Annotated in this window: 31 protein-coding genes and 1 riboswitch; of the genes, 17 read left to right on the top strand and 14 right to left on the bottom strand. The window is 62.4% G+C overall.

What is annotated here, in order from left to right:
- Positions 1 to 3 precede the first annotated feature (3 nt).
- The 14 genes from NI20_RS0108140 to NI20_RS0108075 all read right to left on the bottom strand — a co-directional run bounded on the left by NI20_RS0108140 (position 4) and on the right by NI20_RS0108075 (position 14,703).
- Positions 4 to 1,050 carry a histidinol-phosphate transaminase gene (locus tag NI20_RS0108140; RefSeq protein ID WP_033120911.1) on the bottom strand — a complete coding sequence of 349 codons (1,047 nt, stop codon included), beginning with the start codon at positions 1,048 to 1,050 and terminating at the stop codon, positions 4 to 6.
- A gap of 9 nt (positions 1,051 to 1,059) precedes the next feature.
- Positions 1,060 to 2,025 carry an adenosylcobinamide-phosphate synthase CbiB gene (gene cbiB, locus NI20_RS0108135; protein WP_033120910.1) on the bottom strand — a complete coding sequence of 322 codons (966 nt, stop codon included), beginning with the start codon at positions 2,023 to 2,025 and terminating at the stop codon, positions 1,060 to 1,062.
- Positions 2,022 to 4,007 (bottom strand): bifunctional cobalt-precorrin-7 (C(5))-methyltransferase/cobalt-precorrin-6B (C(15))-methyltransferase, encoded by a 1,986-nt coding sequence (locus NI20_RS0108130; protein WP_033120909.1) that lies wholly within the window; start codon positions 4,005 to 4,007, stop codon positions 2,022 to 2,024. The genes cbiB and NI20_RS0108130 overlap by 4 nt, the downstream gene beginning before the upstream one ends.
- Positions 4,000 to 4,731: a precorrin-3B C(17)-methyltransferase gene (gene cobJ / locus NI20_RS0108125; protein WP_156108588.1), complete on the bottom strand. Its 732-nt coding sequence runs from the start codon at positions 4,729 to 4,731 to the stop codon at positions 4,000 to 4,002. The genes NI20_RS0108130 and cobJ overlap by 8 nt, the downstream gene beginning before the upstream one ends.
- On the bottom strand, positions 4,724 to 5,734 hold the full coding sequence (locus NI20_RS0108120; RefSeq protein ID WP_033120908.1) for a cobalt-precorrin 5A hydrolase: 1,011 nt from the start codon (positions 5,732 to 5,734) through the stop codon (positions 4,724 to 4,726). Before NI20_RS0108120 ends, cobJ begins: the two co-directional genes overlap by 8 nt.
- Entirely contained in the window at positions 5,731 to 6,486 is a 756-nt protein-coding gene (gene cobM, locus NI20_RS0108115; protein ID WP_033120907.1) for a precorrin-4 C(11)-methyltransferase, read from the bottom strand. The genes NI20_RS0108120 and cobM overlap by 4 nt, the downstream gene beginning before the upstream one ends.
- Before the next feature lie 2 nt (positions 6,487 to 6,488).
- Entirely contained in the window at positions 6,489 to 7,616 is a 1,128-nt protein-coding gene (gene cbiD / locus NI20_RS0108110) for a cobalt-precorrin-5B (C(1))-methyltransferase CbiD (RefSeq protein ID WP_033120906.1), read from the bottom strand.
- A gap of 4 nt (positions 7,617 to 7,620) precedes the next feature.
- Entirely contained in the window at positions 7,621 to 8,247 is a 627-nt protein-coding gene (locus NI20_RS0108105; protein WP_033120905.1) for a precorrin-8X methylmutase, read from the bottom strand.
- Positions 8,216 to 9,595: a cobyrinate a,c-diamide synthase gene (locus tag NI20_RS0108100; protein WP_052084521.1), complete on the bottom strand. Its 1,380-nt coding sequence runs from the start codon at positions 9,593 to 9,595 to the stop codon at positions 8,216 to 8,218. Before NI20_RS0108100 ends, NI20_RS0108105 begins: the two co-directional genes overlap by 32 nt.
- Positions 9,596 to 9,644: 49 nt before the next feature.
- A complete protein-coding gene (locus tag NI20_RS0108095) occupies positions 9,645 to 10,415 on the bottom strand; it encodes an ABC transporter ATP-binding protein (RefSeq protein ID WP_052084520.1) in 771 nt (256 codons plus the stop codon).
- Positions 10,412 to 11,431, bottom strand: coding sequence for an iron ABC transporter permease (locus NI20_RS0108090; RefSeq protein ID WP_033120904.1), 1,020 nt, complete (start codon positions 11,429 to 11,431; stop codon positions 10,412 to 10,414). The genes NI20_RS0108095 and NI20_RS0108090 overlap by 4 nt, the downstream gene beginning before the upstream one ends.
- 39 nt (positions 11,432 to 11,470) lie before the next feature.
- Positions 11,471 to 12,616, bottom strand: a complete 1,146-nt coding sequence (locus NI20_RS0108085) for an ABC transporter substrate-binding protein (RefSeq protein ID WP_033120903.1) — start codon at positions 12,614 to 12,616, stop codon at positions 11,471 to 11,473.
- Positions 12,613 to 13,443 (bottom strand): iron transporter, encoded by an 831-nt coding sequence (locus NI20_RS0108080; protein WP_033120902.1) that lies wholly within the window; start codon positions 13,441 to 13,443, stop codon positions 12,613 to 12,615. The genes NI20_RS0108085 and NI20_RS0108080 overlap by 4 nt, the downstream gene beginning before the upstream one ends.
- Before the next feature lie 72 nt (positions 13,444 to 13,515).
- Entirely contained in the window at positions 13,516 to 14,703 is a 1,188-nt protein-coding gene (locus NI20_RS0108075) for a sirohydrochlorin cobaltochelatase (protein ID WP_033120901.1), read from the bottom strand.
- Positions 14,704 to 14,861: 158 nt separating this feature from the next.
- Positions 14,862 to 15,035, bottom strand: a riboswitch (cobalamin riboswitch).
- A gap of 155 nt (positions 15,036 to 15,190) precedes the next feature.
- Between NI20_RS0108075 and NI20_RS0108070 the strand changes: the two genes are divergently transcribed.
- The 17 genes from NI20_RS0108070 (at position 15,191) to NI20_RS0107990 (ending at position 25,123) form a co-directional block, all read left to right on the top strand.
- Positions 15,191 to 15,451: a helix-turn-helix domain-containing protein gene (locus tag NI20_RS0108070; RefSeq protein WP_020989852.1), complete on the top strand. Its 261-nt coding sequence runs from the start codon at positions 15,191 to 15,193 to the stop codon at positions 15,449 to 15,451.
- Between the two features lie 205 nt (positions 15,452 to 15,656).
- The gene (locus NI20_RS0108065) at positions 15,657 to 16,502 is read left to right on the top strand and encodes a hypothetical protein (protein WP_033120900.1); all 846 of its coding nucleotides are present in this window, start codon (positions 15,657 to 15,659) and stop codon (positions 16,500 to 16,502) included.
- Positions 16,503 to 16,512: 10 nt separating this feature from the next.
- Positions 16,513 to 16,899 (top strand): hypothetical protein, encoded by a 387-nt coding sequence (locus NI20_RS0108060; protein ID WP_156108586.1) that lies wholly within the window; start codon positions 16,513 to 16,515, stop codon positions 16,897 to 16,899.
- Complete coding sequence (locus NI20_RS0108055; RefSeq protein ID WP_033120898.1) at positions 16,887 to 17,618, top strand: hypothetical protein; 732 nt, start codon at positions 16,887 to 16,889, stop codon at positions 17,616 to 17,618. The genes NI20_RS0108060 and NI20_RS0108055 overlap by 13 nt, the downstream gene beginning before the upstream one ends.
- A complete protein-coding gene (locus tag NI20_RS0108050) occupies positions 17,615 to 17,794 on the top strand; it encodes a hypothetical protein (protein WP_033120897.1) in 180 nt (59 codons plus the stop codon). The genes NI20_RS0108055 and NI20_RS0108050 overlap by 4 nt, the downstream gene beginning before the upstream one ends.
- Positions 17,791 to 18,495: a DUF6273 domain-containing protein gene (locus NI20_RS0108045; RefSeq protein WP_033120896.1), complete on the top strand. Its 705-nt coding sequence runs from the start codon at positions 17,791 to 17,793 to the stop codon at positions 18,493 to 18,495. Before NI20_RS0108050 ends, NI20_RS0108045 begins: the two co-directional genes overlap by 4 nt.
- On the top strand, positions 18,488 to 19,198 hold the full coding sequence (locus NI20_RS0108040; protein WP_033120895.1) for a PolC-type DNA polymerase III: 711 nt from the start codon (positions 18,488 to 18,490) through the stop codon (positions 19,196 to 19,198). Before NI20_RS0108045 ends, NI20_RS0108040 begins: the two co-directional genes overlap by 8 nt.
- Positions 19,199 to 19,202: 4 nt before the next feature.
- Positions 19,203 to 19,466 carry a hypothetical protein gene (locus tag NI20_RS0108035; RefSeq protein WP_033120894.1) on the top strand — a complete coding sequence of 88 codons (264 nt, stop codon included), beginning with the start codon at positions 19,203 to 19,205 and terminating at the stop codon, positions 19,464 to 19,466.
- 306 nt (positions 19,467 to 19,772) lie between these two features.
- Complete coding sequence (locus NI20_RS15665; RefSeq protein ID WP_242842954.1) at positions 19,773 to 20,159, top strand: hypothetical protein; 387 nt, start codon at positions 19,773 to 19,775, stop codon at positions 20,157 to 20,159.
- Positions 20,156 to 20,305, top strand: coding sequence for a hypothetical protein (locus NI20_RS0108025; RefSeq protein WP_008981455.1), 150 nt, complete (start codon positions 20,156 to 20,158; stop codon positions 20,303 to 20,305). The genes NI20_RS15665 and NI20_RS0108025 overlap by 4 nt, the downstream gene beginning before the upstream one ends.
- On the top strand, positions 20,295 to 20,927 hold the full coding sequence (locus NI20_RS0108020) for a host-nuclease inhibitor Gam family protein (protein ID WP_033120892.1): 633 nt from the start codon (positions 20,295 to 20,297) through the stop codon (positions 20,925 to 20,927). The genes NI20_RS0108025 and NI20_RS0108020 overlap by 11 nt, the downstream gene beginning before the upstream one ends.
- 12 nt (positions 20,928 to 20,939) lie before the next feature.
- Positions 20,940 to 21,731, top strand: coding sequence for an ERF family protein (locus tag NI20_RS0108015; RefSeq protein WP_008981453.1), 792 nt, complete (start codon positions 20,940 to 20,942; stop codon positions 21,729 to 21,731).
- Positions 21,731 to 22,153 (top strand): single-stranded DNA-binding protein, encoded by a 423-nt coding sequence (locus NI20_RS0108010; RefSeq protein WP_033120891.1) that lies wholly within the window; start codon positions 21,731 to 21,733, stop codon positions 22,151 to 22,153. The genes NI20_RS0108015 and NI20_RS0108010 overlap by 1 nt, the downstream gene beginning before the upstream one ends.
- Positions 22,154 to 22,227: 74 nt before the next feature.
- Positions 22,228 to 23,079, top strand: a complete 852-nt coding sequence (locus NI20_RS0108005) for a hypothetical protein (RefSeq protein ID WP_033120890.1) — start codon at positions 22,228 to 22,230, stop codon at positions 23,077 to 23,079.
- A complete protein-coding gene (locus NI20_RS0108000) occupies positions 22,994 to 23,959 on the top strand; it encodes an ATP-binding protein (protein ID WP_242842953.1) in 966 nt (321 codons plus the stop codon). Before NI20_RS0108005 ends, NI20_RS0108000 begins: the two co-directional genes overlap by 86 nt.
- A 10-nt stretch (positions 23,960 to 23,969) precedes the next feature.
- Positions 23,970 to 24,500, top strand: coding sequence for a DUF4406 domain-containing protein (locus NI20_RS0107995; protein ID WP_033120889.1), 531 nt, complete (start codon positions 23,970 to 23,972; stop codon positions 24,498 to 24,500).
- Positions 24,501 to 24,505: 5 nt separating this feature from the next.
- Positions 24,506 to 25,123: a Holliday junction resolvase RecU gene (locus tag NI20_RS0107990; protein WP_033120888.1), complete on the top strand. Its 618-nt coding sequence runs from the start codon at positions 24,506 to 24,508 to the stop codon at positions 25,121 to 25,123.
- The last annotated feature ends 138 nt before the right edge of the window (positions 25,124 to 25,261 follow it).

Genomic DNA, 25,261 nt, shown 5'->3' with positions numbered 1-25,261 from the left:
CGCTCACTCCTTTCCCACGCTTCTGATTGCCGCGATGAGCTGTTCGTTTTCCTTGTGCCGCCGGACCGCGACGCGATACCAGCCGGATGTCAGGCCCTCGAAATTTGCGCAGTCGCGGATCGCGACGCCGCGCGCTCGCAGCTGTTCCGTAAAGCCCACATCGCCACGGAATAAGATGTAATTCACCTGCGATGGGCACACCCAAAAGCCGAATTTCCTCAGTTTTTCCTCGAGCCACGGGCGCTCCGCGCGGATGATCGCGCGGTTTCTCTCTAAAAGCTCCGCATCGCCCAGCGCAGCGACACCCGCCGCCTGTGCAAGCGTCGAGACATTCCACGGCGGCACCGCCGCCGACATCTTCCGCAGCAATGCCTCGTCCGCGCTCAGGCCATATCCCAGCCGCAGCCCCGCCATGCCAAAGCTCTTCGTAAAGGCCTTGAGGATAAAAAGCTGCGGGAAGTCAGATAAGGACGGCGTCAGATCAACGCCGCCGTCCGACAGGCTCAAAAAGCACTCGTCGACAAAAAGCGCGATATTTTTCTCGCGGCAGATGCGCAGAATTTCTTCCAGCAAATCGTCCGCAATGAGCCGTCCCGTCGGGTTGTTCGGGTTGCAGAGGAACAGCGCGTCGATCTTTTCGCGCGCAAGAAACGGCAAAAAGTTCTCCCGCAAGTCAAAGTTTTCCTCTTGCTTGAGCGCAAAGCGCACGACCTCGCAGCCTGTCCGCCGCAAGGCAAGCGAATACTCCGAAAACGTCGGTGCGAGCTCCATCGCGCGCTTGGGCCGCACGGCCCCGCAATAGGCATAGATCAGCTCGGACGCGCCATTGCCGCAGAGGACAAAGTTCTTCGGCACCCCCTCATATTCCGAGATCGTCTGTACGAGTGTCCGGCAGTAGGGGTCTGGGTAGCGGTAGAGCTCGGGCAGCGCGCGTTCGATCGCGTCGGTCACGCTTCTCGGCGTGCCGAGCGGGCTCACATTCGCCGAAAAGTCGAGCGCAATGCCGCCGTAGATATCTCCGCCGTGGCGGTTTTCCGTTTGATAAAGCATTCTCTTCCCTCACAGCGAAAAAATCAGCAGCCGGACCGCGCAGCCAAGCAGCAGCGCCAGAAGCGTCGTGCCGTACATCAGCCGGCAGGCGCGCGGGATATCCTCATGCTCGATCTGCCGCAGTGCGTCGCCGATGTACTCCTTTTTGTGCAGCACGCCGTGATACCACGCGTCGCCCGCGAGGCGCACATCCAAAAGGCCCGCGCAGACCGACTCCGTCTGTGCGGAGTTCGGGCTCGCGTGCTTGTAGCGGTCGCGGCGGAATATCTTCCAGCCGTTTTTCACGTCCATGCGCAGAAGTCCGCCCGCCGCGAGCATCAGCAATGCAGAGATGCGCGCAGGCAGATAGTTCGCAATATCATCCGCCTTCGCAGGCACAAGGCCGATGTCCTTATACGGTGGCTCGACGTAGCCGAGCATCGAGTCCATCGTATTCACAGCCTTGTAGAAAAAGCCCAGCGGCGCGCCGCCGATGGCAAGGTACAGCAGCGGTGCGACCACGCCGTCTGACGTGTTCTCCGCCACGGTCTCGACCGCGGCGCGCGTCACGCCCACATCGTCGAGCGCCGCCGTGTCGCGTCCCACGATCATCGAAACGGCGCGGCGCGCGGATTCGATGCTGCCGTGCTCGAGTTCGTGATACACCTTCATGCTCTCATCCCGCAGCGACTTTGCCGCCAAGATCTGCCAGCACATGACGCTCTCGACCGCGAGGCGCAGCCACGAACTCACCCTGCCGCACAAACACAGAAGCAGCGCGGGCACCGCCGCCGCAAGAAATGCGACGATCAACCACAGCACTGCGCCTGCCGCGCGCTCACCGCGCGGCGTTTTGGGGAAAATCCTCCGCAGGACGCACTCCAGCGCGCTGATCGTCTTCCCGATCAGCACGACCGGATGCGGCAGGCTGTGCGGATCGCCCAGAACGCAGTCGATGCCAAAGCCGATGAGAAGCGGCAAAATTGGCCCAATCATAGCTTCTCCTCCGACTGTATCGTGAAGATATATACGGGGTTCTGCCCCGCCATCAGGTGGTACGATCCCGCCTTTTTGCCGCGGGCGATCTGGACGGAGACGGTCTCCGCCTCGGTAAAGGCAAAATCCTTCATGCACGCCGTCAGCTCGGCGATGCTCTCAAGCGAGACGGCCGTCGCCACGATGCGGACGTGCGGATTTTTGGCAAGCAGCATCGACAGAATATCACGCAGGTTGCCCGCGCTGCCGCCAATAAAGACGTGCGTCGGTGCAGGCAGATCGCGGCACGCCTCCGGCGCAGTGCCGGAAACGACCGTCAGGTTCTCCACATGGAACGCCGCTTGATTCTTTTTCAGCAGCTCGACCACGTCGTCTCTGCGCTCAACGGCGTAGACATGACCGTGCTTCGCCTGAAGCGCCATCTCGATGGCGACCGAACCCGTTCCCGCGCCGATATCATAGCAGACGGCACGCTCGGTCAGGCGGAGCTTCGAGAGCGCGACGGCGCGCACCTCACTCTTGGTCATCGGCACAACGCCGCCCTCGCCCGCGCCTCGCAAAAACGCCTCGTCCGGCAGTCCGTGCGTCACGATGGCATCGGGATGGTCGTTTTCGATCAGCACGGCGCTCAAGGGCGCAAAGGCCTTACTTTGCAGCTCCTCCGCCATGCCGGTGGTAATGGTCTCATCCTCGTAGCTCAGCTGTTCGCCGACGCTCACCGTCACGGTGCCGAGGCCGTTTTCCGCCAGCGTTCGGCACAGGCCGTTCACGCCATTCTCGCCGCCGACGAGCGCGAAAACGCGCGCGTGCGCGCGCACGTCTGCCGTGATGTCGTGCGCGCGGCCATGCAGGCTGACGACATGAACGTCCTCATAGGACGTTTGCAGCTTTGCACAGAGGTAGGAAAGCGAGCTCAGGCCCGGCAGCACGCTGACCTCGCAGTCAGAAAGCAGCGGCAGCAGCTTCCTCGTGCCGCTGAAAAAGCCCGTGTCGCCCGACATCACGACCGCGCTTTGCCGGTATTCGCAGTGCGCGTGAATGAAGTCCGCGATCTCCTGTGGTGCGATGGCGGCATAAGTCTTCTGCCCGCCGCGCGCGGCGGCATCCAGCATGCGTCTCGCGCCGATGAGGCAGTCCGCCTCTTCGATCGCGCGGCGCGCCTCCTGCGTCATCGCATCCCTGCTACCCGGCCCGATACCGACGATCTTCACACTCTGCGCGAATCGGAAACCAAAGCGGCACTCCAAGCTGTCCAACACCTGCGAAAAGGACTTCCCCTCCCGCTGCTTTGGCCGTCCGATCACGAGCACATTTGCCCCGGCCTTTCGCGCCGCGGCGACCTTGGCGGCAAAGCCGCCCGCCTCGCCGCCGTCCTTCGTCACAAGCCACTTAGCCGACACGGCGCGCAGCATGGCCTCGTCCATCTCCTCGGAAAACGGCCCCTGCATCGCTAAAATGTGCGACGGCAGCACGCCCGCCTCGCGACAGAGCGCGAGCGACGCGTCCAGCGGCAGCACGCGCGCATAGGCTCTATCTGTAAAGTCTTTTACCTTGCTATACGTTTTCAGATCCTTGCTGCCGGTCGTCAGCAGGATATTTCCGTCCGTCTTCGACAGGAACAGCGCTGCTGCTTCCGCATTCAACACGCAAGTAAAGTCAGATACCTTGTCAGACTCCTCGCGCAGAAGGCGCAGATATTCTGTCCCTGTCTCCGCGCAGGCGCGCGCAACGCTCTCGGTGATCGATGCCGCGTAGGGGTGCGTCGCGTCGATCACCAAATCAAATTTCGTGTCGGAGAGCATTTGAATGATCCCGTCCACCGGGATACGCCCCGAGCGCACCGTCACGTTGCCCCCTTCGGGCAGGAGCGTTTCACCGTATTCCGTTGCTACGCAGGCCGTGACGGAGACCGGCTGGGTGCTCAAAAGCTCCACGAGTCGGCGCGCCTCCGTCGTGCCTGCGAAAATGCAGATCTTACACATTTTTGTACCCTCGCGGCGTGATGAGCCGCCCCGCAATTTTCTTCGTTGATACGTTGCCGACGATCACCGTGCAGAACATATCGACCTCTGCCTCTCTGAGCTCCCCGAGCGTCAGCATGCGGCAGCTCTCTCCCGCGCGGCCGATGTTGCGCGCAATGCCGCAGAGTCGGTTCTCAGGCAGAAAGCGCAGCAGGATATCGCACGCGCGCTTCAGATGCTCGGGGCGGGAGCGGCTCGCGGGATTGTAAAGCGCAATAGCAAGATCCGCCTGCACCGCATGCGCAAGGCGTTTCTCGATGGTCTCCCACGGCGTCAGCCGGTCGCTCAGGCTGATGACGGCAAAGTCGTGCGTCAGCGGCGCGCCCAAAAGCGCCGCGGCGCTGCACGCCGCCGTCAGGCCGGGGACGACCTCGATCTCAGGCTCTTCGCTCTCGCCGCGCAGCTCGTACACGAGCGCCGCCATGCCGTAAATGCCGCTGTCGCCCGAGCAGACCATGGCCGCGGTCTTGCCCGCGCGCGCAAATTCGAGCGCAAGCGCGCAGCGCTTTGCCTCCTGCGTCATGGGCGTTTCATAAAACGCCTTGTCCGGATAGCGCTCCTTCACAAGGTCAACATAAACTCCGTAGCCAACGATGGCGTCGCATCCGCGCAGCGCGCGGTCGGCGCGGATCGTCATATCCTCATAGCTGCCGGGGCCGATGCCCACCACGATCACTTTACCCAAAGGAAACCTCCCAATGCTCCGCCGCCACGGCGACGGTCACGCCGTCCACCGCAGTCTTTTTCACCAATAATTTCTCCGCGCCGCGCATCGCTGCGCGCTCGCAGACGTTGCCGACGCCCGTCATCTCCTGCACGAAGGGGGAATCCGTGAATTCGCCCGGTACGCTGCGCAATTCCTCTGCCGTGTAAAATACCGTCGGCCAGTTGTGCTTCGCGCAGGCGGCAAGCAGCCCCGCCTCCTGCTGCTTTAAGTCAATGGAATAGACGCCCTTGACCGCGCTTGGATCCAGCTGATGCGCAGAAAGCACCGCCGCAACGGCGGCTTCAATGGTTTCCTGTGAAGTTCCCCTGCGGCAGCCGATGCCGACGCGCAATACTCTCGGCGTGAGGCGCAGCGTTTCGGCAAACGGTTCTTTCATGCAGTATCCGATCACAATTCCCAGCGCGCCCTGCGTTTTTTCCACAATTCCACCGGGCAATGCACCCTTGATCGGAAAATCGCTCACAAGCGGTACATCGCGCTCCAGAATTTCCGCTGCGACCTTTTTCGCAAGTAGCATACTCGAAATGGCGCATTCATTTTTTGCTGCCCAGGCATCGGCGGCAAATTTACCGTTCACGTCCGTTGCCGTCGTGATGACCGCTGCTGCGCCGAGCGCGCCCGCCAGTCGGCGCGATAAGTCGTTCGCGCCGCCGATGTGGCCGGAGAGCAGCGGAATGACAAACTGCATTTTCTCGTCGATGCAGAGCACCGCGGGATCGTTCTTTTTGCTCACAAGATACGGCGCGATCTCACGCACGGCGATACCGCACGCGCCGATGAAGATGAGCGCATCCATCGATGAAAAGCGCTCGCGGTAGATGTCCTTCGCAAGCGGCAGGAAGCCCGCTTCTTCCAATCGCGGTACCGCGTAGCAGACGGTTTCCGCCTCCGCCAGCACCGCGCGAACGCGCCGCGCTGCCGCGCAGCCGCCGTGGCTGTAGGCAAAAATTGCGATCTTCATGCCTTCCCCTTGCGGTATTCCGTCGTAAAGTCGGGGTGGTAGAGCAGCGAGCGCAGATATTCGTCGCCAAGGCAGCCGCCCACCACGATCAACGCCGTCTTTTTCATGCCGTTTTCCGTCACCGTCTTATGCAGCGTGCCCACCGTGCAGCGGAAGATCTTCTCCTCCGGCCATGTCGCCTTGTAAACGATGGCCGCGGGCGTTGTCTCTCCATAGCCGCCCGCAAGGAGCTCGCCTTGCAGCTTTTCTGTGAGTGAGGTGCTCAAGAACAGCACCATCGTCGCCTGATGCGCGGCCAAGCTGCGGATGGACTCACGCTCGGGCACCGGCGTGCGGCCCGCCGTGCGCGTGATGATGACCGTCTGGCTCACATTCGGCAGCGTGTATTCCGCCCGCAGCGCCGCCGCAGCGCCGCAGAACGAGCTGACGCCGGGGCAGACATCAAAGTCGATGCCGCGCTCTGTGAGCGCGTCGAACTGCTCGCGCACCGCGCCGTAAATGCTCGGGTCGCCCGTGTGCAATCGCACGGTGGTCTTTCCCTCGCGCTCCGCCCGCTCGATGAGGGCGATGACCTCTTCAAGCGTCAGCTTCGCGCTGTCGTGAACCTCGCAGCCTGGTTTCGTGAGTGTAAGCAGCTCGGGATTCACCAGCGAACCCGCGTAGATCACCACATCTGCTTCGCCAAGGAGCCTTGCGCCCCGCAGCGTGATGAGATCCGGCGCACCGCTTCCGGCGCCAACAAAATGTACCACGTTCAGCCCTCCCTGATCTGTTCGAGCAGTTCCTCCGCGCCTTCCGTTTCGCAGAGGAAACCGTATTCTTTCGAAAATAAGATTGCGCCGCTCTGGAGTTCGCCGCTCTTATAGCCGAGCATCGTGCCGATGCGCTGTCCCAGACGCACGAGGAAGGCATCCTTCAGCCCCTCTTCGTCCAGGATGCGCAGCGCGTCGTCGCAGGTGGCGCAGTGCAGAATTTCCTCCGTGCGTTCTGCGCGCAGGCCCAGCGCCGCGCTGTGCGAGGCGATGATCTCCATGCGGCAGTCGCCGAATTTCGAGTGCGTGTTCCACATGCCGCCCGCGAGCTTGACGAGCTTACCAATGTGCCCGATGAGCAGCGCGCCGTGAAAACCGAATTCCTTGCAGAATTCCAAACTGTCGCCGATGAAGTTCGACGTCAGCACCGCCGTCTTCGGGTCAAGCCCGATAAAATCGCGGATGTAGTCCGCGCCGTAGTTGCCGGGCGCGAGGAGAACGTAGTCCGCGCCGCTCTCACGCCGCTGTCGCAGCTCCACGCGGATGGTGTCAAGCAATGCCTGCTCGCTCATCGGCTCGACGATGCCGGTCGTGCCCAGAATGGAGATGCCGCCCTCGATGCCGAGGCGCGGGTTAAAAGTCTTTTTCGCGAGCGCCTCGCCCTCCGGCGCGGAGATCGTCACGTCAAGGCCGCCGTCGTATCCGACGAGCATGCAGACCTCGCGCACGTTTTCTTCGATCATGCGCCGCGGCACAGAGTTGATGGCCGCCTCGCCCACGGGCTGGTCGAGCCCCGGCTTCGTCACGCGGCCGACGCCCTCGCCGCCGTCGATGGTCACGCCGGGCGTGGCCGATTTTCTCACCGCGGCAAAAATGAGCGTACCGCGCGTCACGTCGGGGTCGTCACCGCTGTCCTTTCGGATGGCGCAGCGCACCTCGTCCGCGGACCGCTGAATGTCCAGCACGTCTAAATTGAGCTCGATGCCTTTCGGCGTTTGCAGCCGGATCGTGTCCTTTTTTCTGCCCGTCAGCAGCATCCACGCCGCAGCCTTGGCCGCAGCCGCCGCGCACGAGCCGGTTGTGTAGCCGAGGCGCAGGCGCTTACCGTCCTTTACGAGATATTCTTCCATCTTTTTACCGCCAGATCTGATAGAGCAGGGCGTTGCAGATGGCCGCGGCCACGTTGCTGCCGCCCTTGCGTCCACGCGCGACGATGTACGGCGCGCGCGCCTTTTCGATGATGCGCTCCTTGCTTATCTCCACATTCACAAAGCCCACCGGCACACCGATGATGAGCGCGGGGGCGGCTTTTCCCTCTTCCATCAGCTGCTCTAACGACAGCAGCGCCGTCGGTGCGTTGCCGATGGCGAAAATACAGGGTTTTTGCAGCATTGCCGCTCTTTCCATCGAAACGAACGCCCGCGTCACGCCGCAAGATTTCGCCTCCTGCGCAACATCGGGGTCGGACATGAAGCAATGCACCTCGCCGCCGAGGCTCGCGAGGATCGTCTTGTTGATGCCCGCTTTCGCCATCTGCGTGTCGGTGACGATGTCGCAGCCGCTTTTCAGCGCGGCGATACCCTTTTGCACCGCGTGCTCGGAAAATGTCAGATTGTCGGCATAGTCAAAGTCCGCCGTCGTGTGGATGACGCGCTTGATGACAAGCTCGTTTTCCGGCGCAAGCACCCTATCGCCCAAAAGCTCGGTGATGATCGCAAAGCTGCGCTGTTCAATTTCCATCGGTTTCATCGGTTCGCTCATGGCGGTGTTTCTCCTTTCGGCAGGCGGCAACAAAGCGCTCTGCAACGCCGATGTCTGCATAAAAGTGGAAGTGCGGATAGCCTGCGTAGAGCGTTTCGCCCGCATACGCGCAGCGCCAGCTTCTTCCGCTCGGCTTTTCCGCGAGGAAGTCCTCGCCCGGATTTTCCGCATCCCAGCGGTGGAACTCGTGCGCGGGGATCTGCTCGCCCGCGGCAAACAGCATCGAATCCCGCTGCGCCGTCAATGTCGCGTAGCCAAAGCGCGTCAGCTTCCCCGCGTCGAAGCAGCTGCCCGATAAAACGCCCGCCATCGCATGTCCCGCGATGGACTGCGTCAGGTACATAAAGCCGCCGCACTCGGCGACGCAGGGCAGTCCCCTTTCCACCGCCGCGCGGATAGAAGCGCGCATGGCGGCGTTTGCCTCCAACCGCTCCGCGTAGAGCTCGGGATATCCGCCGCCGAGGTACAGGCCGTGCAGGTCTTCCGGTAAGCGTTCATCTGACAGCGGACTGAACGGCACAAGCTCCGCCCCTAAGCGGCGCAGGAGTTCCAGGCTGTCTTCATAGTAAAAGCAAAATGCCCTGTCGCGCGCGACGCCGATGCGCACATGCTCGCCCGCCGCCGGAATGTCCGGCGGCGTGAATGTAAGCGGCGGCGCGCTCTTCGCGATTTGCAGCAGCGCGTCCAGGTCGATCGTCTCCCGCGCCTTGGCGGCGAGACGCTGCATCTTTTCTTTCAGATCGTCCACCTCTGCCGCGGTGATGAGGCCAAGGTGACGACTCTCGAGCGAGCAGTCCGGCAGCTGCGGCAGAAAGCCGCAGGCATGAATGCCGAAGCGTTCTTCGATCGCCCGCGCGAGCGTCGGATAGCTCATCGCAGTGCAGCCGTTCAGAATGACGCCGCGGATGCGGTTTTCCGTTGCAAAGTGCAGAAATCCGTCGAGCACGGCCAGCGCCGACAGTCCCGCGCCCTTCGCGTTCAGCACGAGTACGACGGGACTTTCCGTCCGCTGTGCGACCTCAAAGGTGCCCGCGCGCGAGGAGTCGAGGCCGATGCCGTCGTAATAGCCCATCACGCCCTCGATGACCGTCACGTCCTTCCTCGCGCCGTTTTGCGCAAGGAGGAAACGCAGCGTGTCATCGTCAAAAAAGAAGGGGTCTAAATTGCTGCTCTTCGCGCCGATGATCTCGCGGTGGTACATGGGGTCGATGTAATCGGGACCGCACTTCGCCGCGGCGACGGGCACACCGGCATTGACGAGCGCCTGCAAGATCGCGCAGGTCACCGTCGTCTTGCCGCACCCGCTGTTCGTCCCGGCAATGAGCAATCTCGGCACCGCTTCCTGCATGGTCTCCCCTCCTTCTGCAATCTCTATAAAGCGTTTTTACTCGTATGCGCTACGGTACAAATTCCAATGTGCTGAAGCACTCGTCGTACTTCCCTCGCTCCAAGTGATAGAGCTGCGCGATGTAGTCGCTCGTGAAGATCTCCTCCGGCGTGCCGATGCGGTCGATGCGGTCGCCCGCGACGCAGATGACTGTGTCCGAAATGCGCCGCGCCAGATCGAGCTCGTGGAGCGAGAGCAGCACGGCGAGGTCGTTTTCGCGCACCATGCGCTTGAGGACGGAGAGCAGTTCCAGTTTGTAGCGGATGTCCAAAAAGCTCGTCGGTTCGTCGAGCACGATAAGCTGCGGCTGCTGGCACAGGGCCCTTGCGAGCAGAATGCGCTGCCGCTGGCCGTCACTGACGGCGGAAAACGGCGCGTCGGCGAACGCGAGCGCGTCCACCTGAGAAAGCGACTGCTCGACGATCTTCTTATCTTCGTCCCGCAGGACGCCGAGCCTTCCCGTGTAGGGATAGCGGCCCGAGCTGACCACATCGCGGCAGGTCATGAGCTCCGGTTCGACGCGCGCGGTCATCAAGATCGCCATGCGCCGTGCGATGTCGTTGCGGCTGCGCGAGCGCATCGTCTCGCCATCCAGATACACTGTGCCGGAAAGCTCCGGCAGCTGACCGATGACGGTTTTCAGGATCGTCGACTTGCCCGAGCCGTTCGGCCCGATCAGCGTAACGATCTTTCCCCTCTGCACGCAGAGGGACACATCCTCGATGAGGGGCTTGCCGTGGTAGCCGACGGATAAATTCTTTGTCTCCAAATAGCCGCTCATTCCCGCCCCGCCTTTCTGTGCACCATCATGTAGATGACGACCGGCGCGCCGAACACCGCCGTGACCGAGCTGATGCTGACTTCCGCGGGCGCAAAGGCCGTGCGCGCGATGAGATCACACGCAAGGCAGAAGATGCCTCCGCCGAGGAAGCTCGCCGGAATCAGCAAAAGCGGCTCCGCCGTTTTGAAGAGTGCCTTCATCAGATGCGGCAGCGCGATGCCGACAAACGAAATGGGGCCCGCGAAGGCTGTCACGCAGGCAGATAACACGCTGGAGAGCAGGATGAGCGCCGCGCGGAACGCTTTAATCGGCACGCCCATGTTGCGCGCGTAGACCTCGCCGAGCTGGTAGGCGCGGATCGGCTTGGAGAGGAAAAATGTCAAAATCAGCGCGATCCCGCACACCCAGGCCATCGTCGTCACGTTTTCCCACTTCATGCCGGAAAACGAACCGTTCGACCAGTTGTGCAGGTTCACGATATTTGAATCGTCCGCGAACGTGACGAGAAAATCCGTCAGCGCCGAGCAGATGTAGCCAATCATCACGCCGCAGACGACGAGAAGGCTCATCTGATTGACCCGCTGCGAAATGAGCAGGATGAGGCCCATCGAGAGCATCGCGCCGATGAACGCCGCGCTGATCAGCAGCGCTGACGATGATCTGACGCCGCGGCTGAGGAAAACGATCATCGCGATCGACACCGCGAGCTTCGCGCCCGACGAAATGCCCAGCACGAACGGCCCCGCGATGGGATTGTGGAAAAACGTTTGCAGAAGATACCCCGACACGGACAGCGCACCGCCTAAAATGAGCGCCGACGCCATGCGCGGCAATCTAATTTGCATAATGATCTGCTTTTGCGTCAGGTCATCCCCGCCGCCGAGCAGAATTTGTCCTATCTGAGACGCGGAGAGCTGCACGCTGCCCGCGAATAAATTCCAGATCAAAAAAACAGCCAAAAGGACGAACAGCAGCAAAAAGCCGCACCACGTCCGTGTTCTCCGCTTCTGCTCCATGCTCGTCCCTCCTGTCTGTTTCAACTTTCCAGTCAAAAATTATTGCAGCTTTGTCAAAAACCGGAGCGGCGTATCCGCCCCGCTTAAAACGGTGTGGAGATCCACGACGAGGTCGCTCAATTCGAGCGATTCCTGATAAAAGTCCTTCGTCAGGCACCAGACGTTCCCGTTCTGCACGGCCTTAAAGTCGCCAAGCAGCGGTTCGAGCGCTAAAAGCTCGTCAATCGTCGTAAGCCCGCCGTCGATGATGCTGTTGTAGATGAGCACATCTGCGTCGTGCGCGCCGCTGTAAAATGCCTCCATCTGGATGGTGACGGTGGACTGGGCGTTCTCCTCTTCCGTGTTGTCAAAGGAGACGTATTCCCCGCCCGCCATGGCGATGGATTTAGCGACATAGTCCGTCGACTTTCGCACATTGACCGCGCCGTTGCTCATCACATAGAAGAATGTGACGGTCTTTCCCGTGGGCGCAGCGCCCAGAATGCCCGAAACGCTGTCCATTTTCTCCTCAAACAGCACCGCGGCCTCGTCCTCTTTGCCGAGCAGCGCGCCGTAGAGCTTGACCCACTCCATGCGGCCAAACGGCTCGCTCTCGTAGCTGGACATTTCCACGAGCACGGGGATGCCCAGCGTTTCAAACTGCTCGATGACCTCGGACGAGTGGTAGATCATCGTGTTTTCAAGCACCAGATCGCAGCCCTGCGACAAAATAAGCTCATAATCGGGCTCGGAGTATTTGCCCGCGTAGAGCATGTCGCCCGCGCTCATGGCCGCCTTCGCCTGCTCGATGTACCAGTCCGACTCCTTGCGTCCACTGAAGCGGATGCTGTCGACCGCATCCAGCTGGGCAAAGCTGTCCATCGCCGCGCTGGCGACCAGATAAATTTCATCAAGCGGCTGCTGCAAAACTGTCACGCCCTCCGGCACGCCGCTGGGCACGGCCGCGCCCTCCGTCACGAGCAGGAATTCCTGATCCTGCCCGACGGTGATGCACTTGTACTCGTCACCCGCGTAGGAAACGGAAAACTGCGCGGCGTAGTCAAGCGGCATGGTCTTGTCAAACGACAGAGCATCCCACGCGACCGCCGCATTTTCGCCGTTCGAACCGTCCTGCGCTTTGTTCCCGCAGGCGCAGAGCGTCAGCACGGCCAGCAGCGTGAGAAGCGCGCGCGGCAGGCGTCTCATCCGTTCACCTCGGCGCTTGAGGCGTCGAACGTCAGCGTGTAGTCGATCTCGTGCGGCGTGCTCATGGCGGTGGTGTCGCCGACCACGGCAAGCGGCGTATCCAGCGCGGCGACGGGGATCTCAAACATCGAGCCGTTTTCGGTCGAGAGTACGTCGCAGCGCTCGCCGTCCACGAGCATATAGTCATAGTGGCTGCTGCTCCAGACGATGGTGGCGGTCATTTTGCCGTCCGCGACCGTCAGCGTACAGGGCGACTGGATGTTCGCCTTGCCGCTGCCGCCCTCGAGCGTCACGGCGATCGTGTAGGTGCCGTCGGCCAGCGTCTCGGCGGGCGCGGCGGCGTCGTCTTCCTTCAAAACGGCGTTCGTCACGGAGACCTTGTGGTCGTACCACTTGCCCTTCGTGCCGATGATGGCGACGTCGAACTCCTCGTCCAGCGCGGGCACGGGGATATCAAAGCCATTGACCTCCTCGCTCAGGCCGTCGGAATAGGTGACGGTGTCGGTCGTGGGCTGCAAGAGCGCCGCGCCGTCCTTCCGCGCGTCCTCCGCCGTGCCGCAGAAGAGGTTCAGAATGCTCTTGGACGGCAGGCTGATGTGGATCGTCATCTGCCCGTTTTCGACCGTCAGCGTACCCTTGCCCTTGCATGCCTCGTTCACGTGGAACATACTGCTGTCGGTGCTGAAATCCGCGGTGTAAACGCCGTCGGCAAGCGCGGGCTCGGTGTTCGTGTCCTGCGGATCGCCGTCCTCGCTCTTCTGCCCGCAGCCGAAAAGCAGCGTGCAGAGCATCACCACGGTCAGTATCAGTGTCAGTGTTCTTTTCATTGGGAAGTACCTCCATCTGGAAAAGGCTCCGAAGCGGTGCACAATCGCTTCGAAGCCCCTTTTTGTTCCTTTTTATGCGTTCAGGGCGTCAATGGCGGCCTGGGTGTGGGCGATGTACAGCGCCTGGATGTCGGCAATCTCGCCGAGGCCCGCGATCTGGCAGTCGACGGTGAAGTCGGCAGCCTCGAACATAGTCTTCCAGGAATCGTCGTCGCTGCCGGCCATGTCGTTGTTGGCGTGGTCACCCGCAACGACCATCAGCGGGCGCAGGATGACGTTGGTGTAGCCCGCGGCCTTGACGGCCTCGATGACGGACTCGCAGGAGGTCTCCTCCGGCTCGCCCTCGACCGTGCCGATGAAGACGTTCTCATAGCCAAGGTTCTGCATCTGGGCGCTCATCTGGCTGTAGCTGACCTTGGCGACGTGTGCGGTGCCGTGGCCCATGAAGACGAACGCGGCGCCAGCTTCCTTGGCAGCCTCGAGAGAGTCAAAGCCGCTTGCCTCGACCGCGGCGGCGGTGATGGCCTTGGCGACAACTTCCTTGTCGGCGTTGATGACGGTCGCGTCGCTGCCGACCTCGCCGAGCAGGGGCTCTGCGATGGAGACAGATTCGAACTGGTCGCGGTACTCGTCGATGGTAGCACACATTTCGTCATACTCCGCGCCGTGCATCAGGTGCGTCGGCTGCACGACGAGGTTCTTGACGCCGTTGGCCACAGCGCGGTCGAGCGCCTGGGTCATGTTGTCGATCTTCTCGCCGTCGCGGGCCTGAATGTGGTTGATAATGATCTGAGCCGTGAAAGCGCGGCGGACGGACCAGTCAGGATAGGCCTCCTGCAGGGCGTCCTCAATGCTCTTGATATCGTTGACGCGGCTGTCGTTGTAGGACGTGCCGAAGGAAACGACCAGAAGCTCGTTCTCGCCGATGTCATCCTGATTGCGGGGATTGTCCTTGGACGCATCGCCCGTGTCAAGGCCGAAGTACTCAGGGCTCGCTTCCTCACCCTCGACCATGGCCTTCTGCTCGTCGGTCAGCGCGTCCCAGGCAGCCTTGGCAGCCTCGCACTGCGCGTCGGTCTCATCGGTGCGCTCCTGAACATAGATCGCGTCAATGAGCGCGGCGACATTGTCGGCCGCGGCCTTGTCGGCGTCCTCCGTGTTCTGCGTGTCGTCGGCAGCGTCGTCCTTCTTGCTGCCGCAGGCGGTCAGCACGCCCAGCAGCATTACGGCTGTGAGCAGGATTGCAAGTGCTTTTTTCATGTTTCTCTTTACCTTCTTCTTCAAAAATCGTTCTGAAAGAAATATAAAAGCGGCCATGGTGACCCACAGCCGCTCTCACGATTCCAACCAGCAACACCGCGCCGCGAAAAAAACGCGCCGCGGGTAAACTCGCAGAAATATCAGCCTGTGTGCAGCGGGCTTGAGATTCCCGCAGAGGCAGGTCTCCTGACTTCGTTCATCGCGGCGCTGCCCTTCCCAGTTTCCCAGTGGCTACGCAGGCCGTTCCCGTACACAGTGACTGCATCGTTCCGGATTCGCACCGGATTCTCTATTCTCCGCCTCGCGGCGGCACCTCTGCGATTCAATTTTACATTTTTTCAGACATAGCAGATTATAGCATTCCCCGTCGAATTGTCAATGAGGAAAGCGCGGCAGCACACGCTGGCTGTCCATTATCATTAAACGCACAGAGACTCAAGTGAGTCGGCTGTGCGTTTTTTCTTTACTACAACCCCATAGGACGGAGGTGAGACTGACGGGAAAGTACCGCTACCTGACCTTCGAGGACAGGAAGAAGATCGAGGCGTGGCATCTGCTCGGAGATCGGCCGGTCGACATCGCGGCCCGCCTGAGCGTCCACCACACCACGATCTACAAGGAGCTCCAGCGAGGCGCGACCGGCGCGCTGGACGCCAACCAGCGCGAAGGGTACAGCGCAGAGCTCGCCGAGAGGCGACTGCGTGAGAGCTTCAAGCGCAGAGGTAAACGAGCACCGGCCGCACAGTAGCCAAGAACACCCGGCAGCGCCGGGCCGAAGAAAGGAGAGCCCAACATGAAAACGATCACACGACCCCGACGCTGAAAATGGACGAGCTGCGCACCCCCTCCGCGCTGCTCTCTGAAGCGATCCGGCGGTCGTGTTTCTGCTTTTCAGGGACTCGACACCACCAAGATCCCCGGCTCCGGCCGGGCCAAGACGAAAGGAGACCACCATGACACAGAAAGAGCTCGAGCAGAAGGTCATCGACGCCGAGGGCCGCGTGGCGAAGCGCGAGGCCGTACTCAAGAAGCACAACAGCCAGCTCGCCAAAATGATTGAAAAAGGCGCCGACCGCTTCGACATCAGCATCAAGCGTGAGGACATCAAGAGCGCGACCTCCAAGTTGGCCGAGGCCCGCGAGATCCTCAAAAACTGGCAGGACAAGCTCAACACCCGCATCACCCGCGACGCCTACCTCGAGGCAAACACCCCGGAGATCCTGAAGGACTTCCTCGAAAACTGGAAACAGCACGCGATCGGCTACTACCGAGAGAAGCGGATCCGCTTCATCGAGTACCGCAAGGATCTGAAGGCAAAGGAACGGGCCGCCCGGCTGGAGGCGCTTCAGACACTCCCCTCTCTCGAGAAGTACCGCGAGCTCTACAAGGGCCGCGAGCTGACCGACTACGACCTCGCAAACCTCTGGCCGCGCCGCGACGTCGACGCCTTCCTGAGTGAGCGCGGGCTGGAATATCACCAGATCCAGAAGAAGCTCCGCGAAGCGGGCGACCAGATCACGCTCAAGCTGCTGGAGATCCACAACGAGGACGAGCGCGAGGCATGGCTCGAAAAGACGATGGAAGAAGAAAAGCGGGCCAAGCTGCTCGACCTGATCGGCCGCATTATGAGCACGGTCGGAACCATCACCGACGCCGCGGCGCTCTACATAGGCCCCGAGGGCGACATCAACGGCATCATCGTCGGCACGGAGGGCAAGGCAAAGATCCAGACCATCGGAGCCGGCGGCTATAACATCCAGTGTTTCCACTTCAGGACTCTGATCCACGAGATAAAGTGAGGTGACGAGCATGAACACCAAAGCCATCCGGCAGCTCGCCGACGTCACGCTGGACAAGTACCGCAGCTCAATCCCTCGCAAAGCCTTCGAGGAGTTCGTGAAGGACATCATCGCCGGCGAGAACCGCGCGACCGCCTTCAGATACGAGGCGACCCCAGTCTGCCGGGCCTCGTTCCCGTCCACGCTGGACGAGGACGACGCCCGCTGCACCGTGGAGGTCACGGTCTACCGGCTGAACGCCGTGGCCGTCACCGCCTTCCTGCTGGACGGGCCCGAGACGCTGCTGCGGCACATCGGGCTCGACGAGCGGGACACATACACCACCAAGCACGAGATCGACGACCTCGTCACCGTCGTGCACATCACCAGAGAGGAGGCGCCAGCATGGCAGCACTGAGAGACATCGCCCGAGACTTCGCCGCGGAGATCCGCGACGGCATCGGCTGGACAATCGTGTATCGCACCGGCCGCTCGTGGAACGCCCTGACAATCTGGAGCGACATCTGGAACGGCGAGTGGGAGACTGACGACCTCAACGAGGCCATCGGGATCCTGAAGGCAGACCCGGACGCCGTCATCGTCAACGGCTACTACTGCGGCCACTTCGGTGAGGACATGACCATCGACGAGATCGCCGCCGGGATCCGCTGGCACTACGAAGGCGGCCGCAACCGCCTCGCGGACTATTGCGAAGTCACGCAAGGCCGGGACGCCCTCGAGGAGGGCCGCAAGGCTGCCGAAGCTGCCGGCCTCCCGTTCTGTGAGCGTCTGGCCGACGGAGGCGACGACGAGCTGAGCCCCTACGTCTACGACGGCAGCATGACGCTCGCCGATCGTGAGAAGATGCAGCAGGCCCGCGAAGCCTTCGAGAAGCTGGCCGACGCTCTGCGGGAAATCGCCGCCAAGCTGGCCGAGGCCCTGAAGCCGGTCATCAACGTCGTGCTCTCCGCCCTCAAAAAGCTCTGGAAGGTATCGGCCAAGGCCATCGGAGTGCCGCCGAAGTGGCTGCACCTCGCAGCTCACGCAAAGAAAGCCAGAACCCGGAAGAAGCACCGCAACCGCATCCGGCGCTATGTTTTCGAGGCTCTGGCTGCGGAAGGAGGTGGAGGCCCATGACAGCCAAGTGCGTCGGCTGCGGGCTCGACTGGAACGTCAGCATCTACCAGAAGATCCCCCGCACCGGCTACATCTGCCCGCACTGTGAGAGCCGGCTCCGCGCCGGCGAGACCCTACCGAACATTCAGGCCAGCCAGAAGGCTCGGTCGCAGAGAACGAAAGGAGCAACCCCATGAAAAAGATCGCACTCAAGAACGCCGCCCGCGGCACGGCCTTCGACTATGCCGGCCAGAGCTGGATCCTGCTGGAGAATGATGACGGCCGCGCCCTCTGCCTGAGCAAGGACATCATCGAGACCCGAGCCTTTGACGAGGGCAACTGCAACAACTTCGCCGTCGCCAGCAGCAAGGAATACCTCAACGGCGCCTACCTCGACAACCTGCTCGAGGACGTGAACGGCCCCAACGCCTTCCTGACCACGGAGCTCGACCTGACCACCGACGACGGCCTGAAGGACTACGGCACCTGCACCGTCACCATCTTCCTGCTGACGGTCGACCAGTACCGGCGTAACCGCGACGTCATCCCCAACGCAGACGACTGGTGGTGGCTCTCCACCGCCTTCAGCACGAAGTCTAACGGCTACGAGTCACTCGCCCGCGGCGTCGACGCCGATGGCACTCTGGACGGGTACTACGCCTACTTCGGCGACTGCGGCCTGCGCCCCGCTTGTTATCTGGACTCCGATCTCCTGATCTCCATCGAGGACGACGAAGCCACCGACGACGTCACGCCGGAGCACGCCGGCGAGATCATCGCGGCGCTGGCCGAGCAGTTCGGCGGCACCTTCGCCACCGAGGATCAACTGACCACGGCCCTCTCGTTTATGCTCGGCACCCTGAGAGCTACCCGCGAGAAGGAGGCCCGGCATGAGTAACCTCTCCACCCTGCTCGACCGCTACAAGGCCCTCGTCGTGTTTGATACCGAGACCAGCGGCCTCGACTTTGACAACGACCAGATCATCGAGCTCGCCGCCCTGCGCGTGGAGCGCACGGCCACAGGCGGCCTGCGGATCGCCGGCAAGATGGACGCCTTCATCAAGCTGCCCGAGGGCGAGACCCTCCCGGAGAACATCGTCAGCCTGACCGGCATCACCGACGAGCAGCTCCAGACCGAGGGCGTGCAGCCGGTCAAGGCAGCCGGACAGATCGCCAAGCTCATGCAGAACGGCCCGACGCTGATGATCGCCCACAATGCACAGTTTGACGCCTGTTTTCTCCGTGGCCTACTCCGCGGCCAGAAGGTCGGCCGGATCGACTGGCTGGACAGCCTGACGGTCTACAAAGACCGCAGGGCCTACCCGCACAAGCTCGCCAACGCGATCATCGCCTACGACCTCACCGGCAAGGTGCAGAACAGCCATCGCGCCATCGACGACGTGCTGGCCCTGTTCGAGGTGCTGAAGGCGATGGACGACGAGCGCGAGGATCTCGGCAGCTACGTCAACCTGTTCGGCTACAACCCCAAGTACGGCGTCAGCGGCCGCCGGATCGTGGGCGTCAGATATGAGCCGCAGAGCTTCAGCAAGGGCCTGACTCGCCCGGAGCAGACGCTCCCGGCCCGCGTGGCGCGGAGGTGACAGCATGAGCCCGGAGATCACGATCACGAGCGAGGAGCTGCGCGAGCGCGTCGAGGATCACCTCGACCGCTGGATCCCTGACGACGTCTGGAACCGTGCCGAGCCCTACGCCCGCCACAAAAACGAAGTAAACCGGCAGCGGCACCCCGAGATCGACTACTACGACAACGACTACCTCGTGCTGCTGACCGCTGACACCGTCCGAGAGACCGAGTTCAGCGACCTCACTCACGCCCTCTGTGATCTGACCGTCGCACGGGCTCAGTGAAAGGAGAAACCAATGGAAACCACAAAAGAAAGGGCCGCCCGTTGCGACCGGGCGACCCATGCGAGAAGAACCAGCAGCCTGCCAGCATACGGATCCCGCACCGCAAGTATAACACGCCGGCGCCGCCGTGCCAAGAGGAAAGCCCTGAGAGCTACCACGCTGGCCGCTGCCGTCCTTCTGCTGGGCGGCATCTCTGTGGCAATCTTCACCACCCCGGCCGGCAGCAAGCAGGAGACCAACATCCTGCCGCCGACCAACACCGTCGGCGCATACAACCCGGACACCCCCACCCCGGCCGCTGAGACCGTGGAGCCGACCGAGCCCGCCGTGCGCTACCATCTGACCGACGCCGAGCGCAACGTCGTCGAGCGCGTGGTCATGGCCGAGGCCGGCGGGGAGTCCTTCGAGGGCCAGATGCTCGTCGCTCAGTGCATCCTCAACGCAGCCGAGAAGCGCGGCGTCGAGCCCTCTGAGGCCGTCGTCCTTTATAGCTACACCAAGAGTCGGCCGGATCCCACGCAGCGCGTCAAGGACGCCGTCGCGGCCGTATTCGACCGAGGCGAGACCGTCGTGGACGAGCCGATCCTCTACTTCTACAACCCCGCCCTCGTGACCAGCGACTTCCACGAGAGCCAGATCTTCGTCATCGAGGAAGGCGGGCACCGTTTCTTTGCAGAAAGGAGCACCAGATGAAACACCTCACCGAAATGAAGCCGGGCGAGACCCTGCACCTCCGCAGCGGCCGCGACCTCGAGCTCGAGAGCGTCACCCCTGTCACCTGCGGCGTGATGCTGACCTTCAACGTCACCGAGAGAAAGGAGCACAACAATGAGCGATAAGACCACCGCGGCCCTCGCTGCCGAGCAGGCAGACGTCGAGGCCACCACCACGCAGGAGCCCGAGCTGCTGCCTGCTGCCACGCTGGACGAGCTGGAGCAGGTCGACCTCGGCGCCGTCGCAGAGGGCGAGCGCGCCCCATTCCGTATCACTGACGACCGCTGTGCTGACTGGGCCATCCGCAAGATTGCCGACGAGCGCAGCGAGTACGACCGCCTGAAGGCTCTGGCCGACGAGCAGATCGCGGCCATCAACGAGAAAGTCGCCGCCGCCCGCAAGCGCATGGAGAACGGCACCTCGTACCTCACGAGCTGTCTGGCCGACTTCTTCGCCACCGTCCCCCACAAGGAGACCAAGACGACGGAGAAGTACCGCCTCCTCTCCGGCACCCTGACCTTCAAGAAGGGCACCACCAAGACCAAGCTCGACGAGGCCAAACTGGTGCCGTGGCTCAAGGCTAACGGCTACGGCGAGCTCGTGAAGGTCGAGGAGTCGACCCGCTGGGCAGACCTGAAGAAGCTGCTCAGCTACACCGGCGACATCGCAACCCTGACCGAGACCGGCGAGATCGTGGAGGGCGTCACCGTCTACGAGACCCCGGGCATCTTCACGGTCGACGTGTAAGGAGGCACCGACATGGCAGAAACCAAGAAAACCGAGGCGGCCGCTGCTGCGGCCCCTCCTGAAGCCGCCTGCCTGACACTCCGGCAGAAGCTCGTCGAAATGCGGAAAGCCTGCCCGGAGATCGTCAAGAAGCAGCACAGCGACGGCGTCAGCTACAAGTACGCCAAGATCTACGACGTGTGGGAGAAAATCACCCCCATAATGAACGAGCTCGGCGTCGACTTCGACGTCATCAGCGAGCAGGCCACCCGCCACGCAGAGAACGGCGACCCGGTCTACTGGATCACCATGCAGACCAAGACCCGCAACGGCGACAAGCTCATGTTCCTCTACGAGGCCGACCTGACGATCCGCTGGCTGAACCTCGACAACGACGACGAGACCATCGAGGCCACCGTCCACGCCGTCGGCTGGAACGATGACCCGGCCAAGGCCAAGGGTGCGGCCCACACCTACGCCCTGAAATACTACCTTTTCGAGAAGTTCACCGTCGACCAAGGCGAGGACGACCCCGACAACAGTGACTTCGGCGCGCAGGGCAAAGGATCCGGCGCTGGAGGCCGCCAGCAGGCCACGCAGGGGCGTCAGGGGCAGGGCTCCGGCCGCCTGAGCGACGCGCAGCTCGCACGCCTCTACAAGAAGGCAGAGGCCGCAGGAATGACCAAGGAGCGCACCAACGCCCGGATCGTGGAGAAGTACAAAAAGCAGGATCCGGCCACCCTGACCCGCCAAGAGTACGACGAGATCTGCACGTCCCTCGACAACGCGGCCGCACAGCATAACCAGCAAGGAGGAAACGCCTAATGTATAACCACACCGGCCTCCAAGGCCGTCTAACCGCCGACCCTGAGCTCAGGTACACGCAGCAGGGCACGGCGATCACCAGCTTCACCCTCGCCAGCGACACCGGCCGCAAGACCAAGGACGGCAAGAAGATCACCAACTTCATCGAGTGCGTCGCATGGCGCGCACAGGCCGAGTTCGTCTGCAAGTACCTGAGCAAGGGCCGCCTCGTCCTCGTCGAGGGCGAGCTCACGAGCCGCAGCTACGAGGACAAGGACGGAAACCGCCGCAAAGCCGTCGAGATCACGGTCGACTCCGTCCACTTCTGCGACAGCAAGAAGGACGGCGGCCAGAGCTCCGGCAGCGACTTCGCCGATCCGGGCTACTCCGAGGGCTCTGGCGACTTCACGGAGATCGAGGACAATGGCGGCCTTCCCTTTTAACCTGACCGCCGGACGACCGGCAGACGACCAAAAACAGGCCACAAACCAACGACCACAGAAAGGAGGTGACGACCGTGGCATGGCTGCAAGTGCATCAGACACTCAAGGATCACCGCAAACTGTTCGACGCTGCTGACCAGCTCGAAGTCGAGCCGCCGCACATGATGGGGCTGCTCGTCTCGTTCTGGCTGTGGGCCCTCGACAACGCCCCGACCGGCAGCCTCGTCGACATCACGCCGCGCATGATCTCGCGGGCCGCTCAGTGGGACGGAGACCCCGAAAAGCTGGCGAAAACGCTGATCCGGGCGGGCTGGATCGACGAAAAAGAGGACGGGACACTCGAGATCCACGACTGGTACGAGTACGCCGGCAAGCTGATCGACCAGCGGCAAGCCGAGAAAGAGCGCTCCCGCAGTCGCCGGGCCGCTGCTGCGGCGTCTGCCGACGCCTCGCCGGACGACCCAACGCCGACCGCCGGACAACCGGCAAACAGCCGCAAGAAAGCCGGAGGCAGAGTAGACCAGAGTAGAGAAGATAAGACAAGAGAAGGTAATACACCCCCTTCCCCCTCTGACGAGGGGAGTGACGGCGGCACGAAGTCGCTCGTCGAGGCCAGATTTCTCGAGTTCTGGAAAGCCTACCCGAAAAAGACCGGCAAGCAGTACGCTCTGAAGGCGTGGAACAAGATCAAGCCCACCGCTGAGCTCCACGAGAGGATCATGCAGGCGGTCGACGCTCAGAAGCGGAGCGACCAATGGCGCCGGGAGAACGGGCGCTACATACCGAACCCGAGCACATGGCTCAACGGCGGCTACTGGGACAATGAGGAGGTGAACGAAGGTGCAGAAAATCAGCGAGATCCTGAACAGCCCGACAGCTCCGGCCGAGACTGGGGCAAGGGCTTCAAGCCAGCCGACGACGAGTGACGCCGGTAACTGGATCTGGAGCAACGACGAGCGCCTCGCCGGTCGTCCCGGAGTCCCTGAGCCCGTCCCCTGCGAGTTCTGCGGCGCCCTGCGCTACCACAAGGGCATCCAGCTCGGCAACCGCATCCTCTGGCCTCCCTACGGAGCCGAGCGATGCACCTGCCCCGAGGCCGTGGCTACCTATGAGAAGGCGAAGGCAGAGCGCGAAGCTGCTGAGGCCGCAGCCGCCAAGGCTGAGGAGGAGAAGAAAATGCGGGATCGCATCAAGCGCATCGTCGGCGAGTCAGGCATGGGCGACCGTTTCCTGCGGCGCACCTTCTCCACCTTCCAGCTCACCGACGACAACAAGCGAGCAGCGGCGGCCGCCCGGCGCTATGCCGAAGGCTTCGACGCCATGCTGCCGCAGCCCGGCCGTCAGGAACCCGGCCGCAATGGTCTGTTCATAGCGGGCCCGCCGGGCACCGGCAAGACACACCTCGCCGCGGCCATCGCCAACCACCTGATCGCACAGGGCAAGCCGGTCATCTGCATGACGATGATCGACCTGCTGGAGCGCATCAAGCGCACCTACTCCGCGACCGGCGGCAGCGAGAGCGACGTCCTGAAGATCTACAAGACCGTCCCGCTCCTCGTGATCGACGACATCGGCAAGGAGCCGCCGACCGAGTGGGCGATCTCCACGGTCTACAACATCATCAACGGCCGCTATGAGGCATACCTGCCGACCATAGTGACCACCAACTACGACACCGAGGCCCTGATCGACCGCATGACGCCGCGGGAAAGCCACGACAGCATGACGGCCCGGGCCACCATCGACCGGCTCATGGAAATGTGCAGGGGCATCACCCTCACCGGCCAGAGCTGGCGCTCACGATAGGAGGAACAACATGAAAAAGGTTTACATCTGCTCCCCGTGCCGCGGGGACTACGAGAACAACATCCAGCGCGCCAAGGAGTACAGCCGTGCGGCTGTGGAGAAGGGCGTCATCCCCGTCACCCCGCACATCTATCTCACGCAGTTCATGGACGACAACGTCCCCGAGGAGCGTGAGCTGGCCCTGAAGATCGGCAGCGAGCTGGTGCTCGGCTGCTCCGAGCTGTGGGCCTTCGGTATTGACCACCCTTCGGCCGGCATGGCTGCGGAGATCGAGCTCGCCACGGCGCACGGCATCCCCGTCCGCAACGGCTTCGAGGCCATCAGCGAGCTGAAGCTGGACGAGGAGCTGGAAAACAGCGAGGAGGACAAGCCGGACATCGGCAGCGTCACGTTGCACCTGCCCGCCTTCAGGGCGATGGCCGTCTGCAACCAGCACCTCGACCACGGCCCCATCAGCATCGAGCTGGATGGCAGCGTCATCCTCGAGCTCGCCGACCGCCTGATCTCCGATCCGGGCGTCCACATCGAGATCGGAGGCTGAACGCCGTGACGAAGTACGACCCGAGAAAGAACGCGGAGGGCTACAACGACCCGACGCCATACGCAGCCGAAAAACACATGATGGCGCAGATCCGCGGCAAGCAGGCCAGAGTCGCCGGCGGCTACTTTGAGAATATCATCTCGGCCTCGTGCGACTACTACCTCAGCCGCGGCCTCGCCAAGATCGAAAAGACGCCGGAGCCCATGAAGCCCCTCGGCGCCAAGAACCGCAAGGGCCAGTTTCTCGCCTGCTACACCAAGCAGGCCCAGCCGGACTATGGCGGCACCCTGAAGGGCGGCCGGAGCATCTACTTCGAGGCCAAGCACACCGACGACGAGCGCATCGAGCAGCGCCGGCTCACCCAAGAGCAGCAGGACGACCTCGAGGCCCATCACAAACTCGGCGCCGTCGCCTTCGTGCTCGTCTCCGTGAGCCTGACGGACTTCTACCGCGTGCCGTGGCCCGTCTGGCGCGACATGGCCGAGATCTACGGCCGCAAGTACATGACGCACGCAGAGCTCTCCCGCTACGAAGTACCGGCAACGGCCGGCTTCATCAAGTTCCTGCGCGGCATCGAGCCGGAAACGCTCGGAAAGGAGGACACCCATGATCCCACTCCCTGACAAGAAGTACAGCATCATCTACGCCGATCCTCCGTGGAGCTATCAGAACCGCGGCACCAGAGCGGCAGCCTCCAAGCACTACGACACCATGACCATCGAGGACATCAAGCGCATGGGCGTCGGAGCTGCGGGGGGGGG

Origin of the sequence: Oscillibacter sp. ER4, assembly GCF_000765235.1 — a bacterium.
GTDB classification, from domain to species: Bacteria; Bacillota; Clostridia; order Oscillospirales; family Oscillospiraceae; genus Hominicoprocola; species Hominicoprocola fusiformis.
The sequence above is the reverse complement of the archived record's forward strand: the minus strand, read 5'-3'. Positions and strand labels throughout refer to the sequence as shown.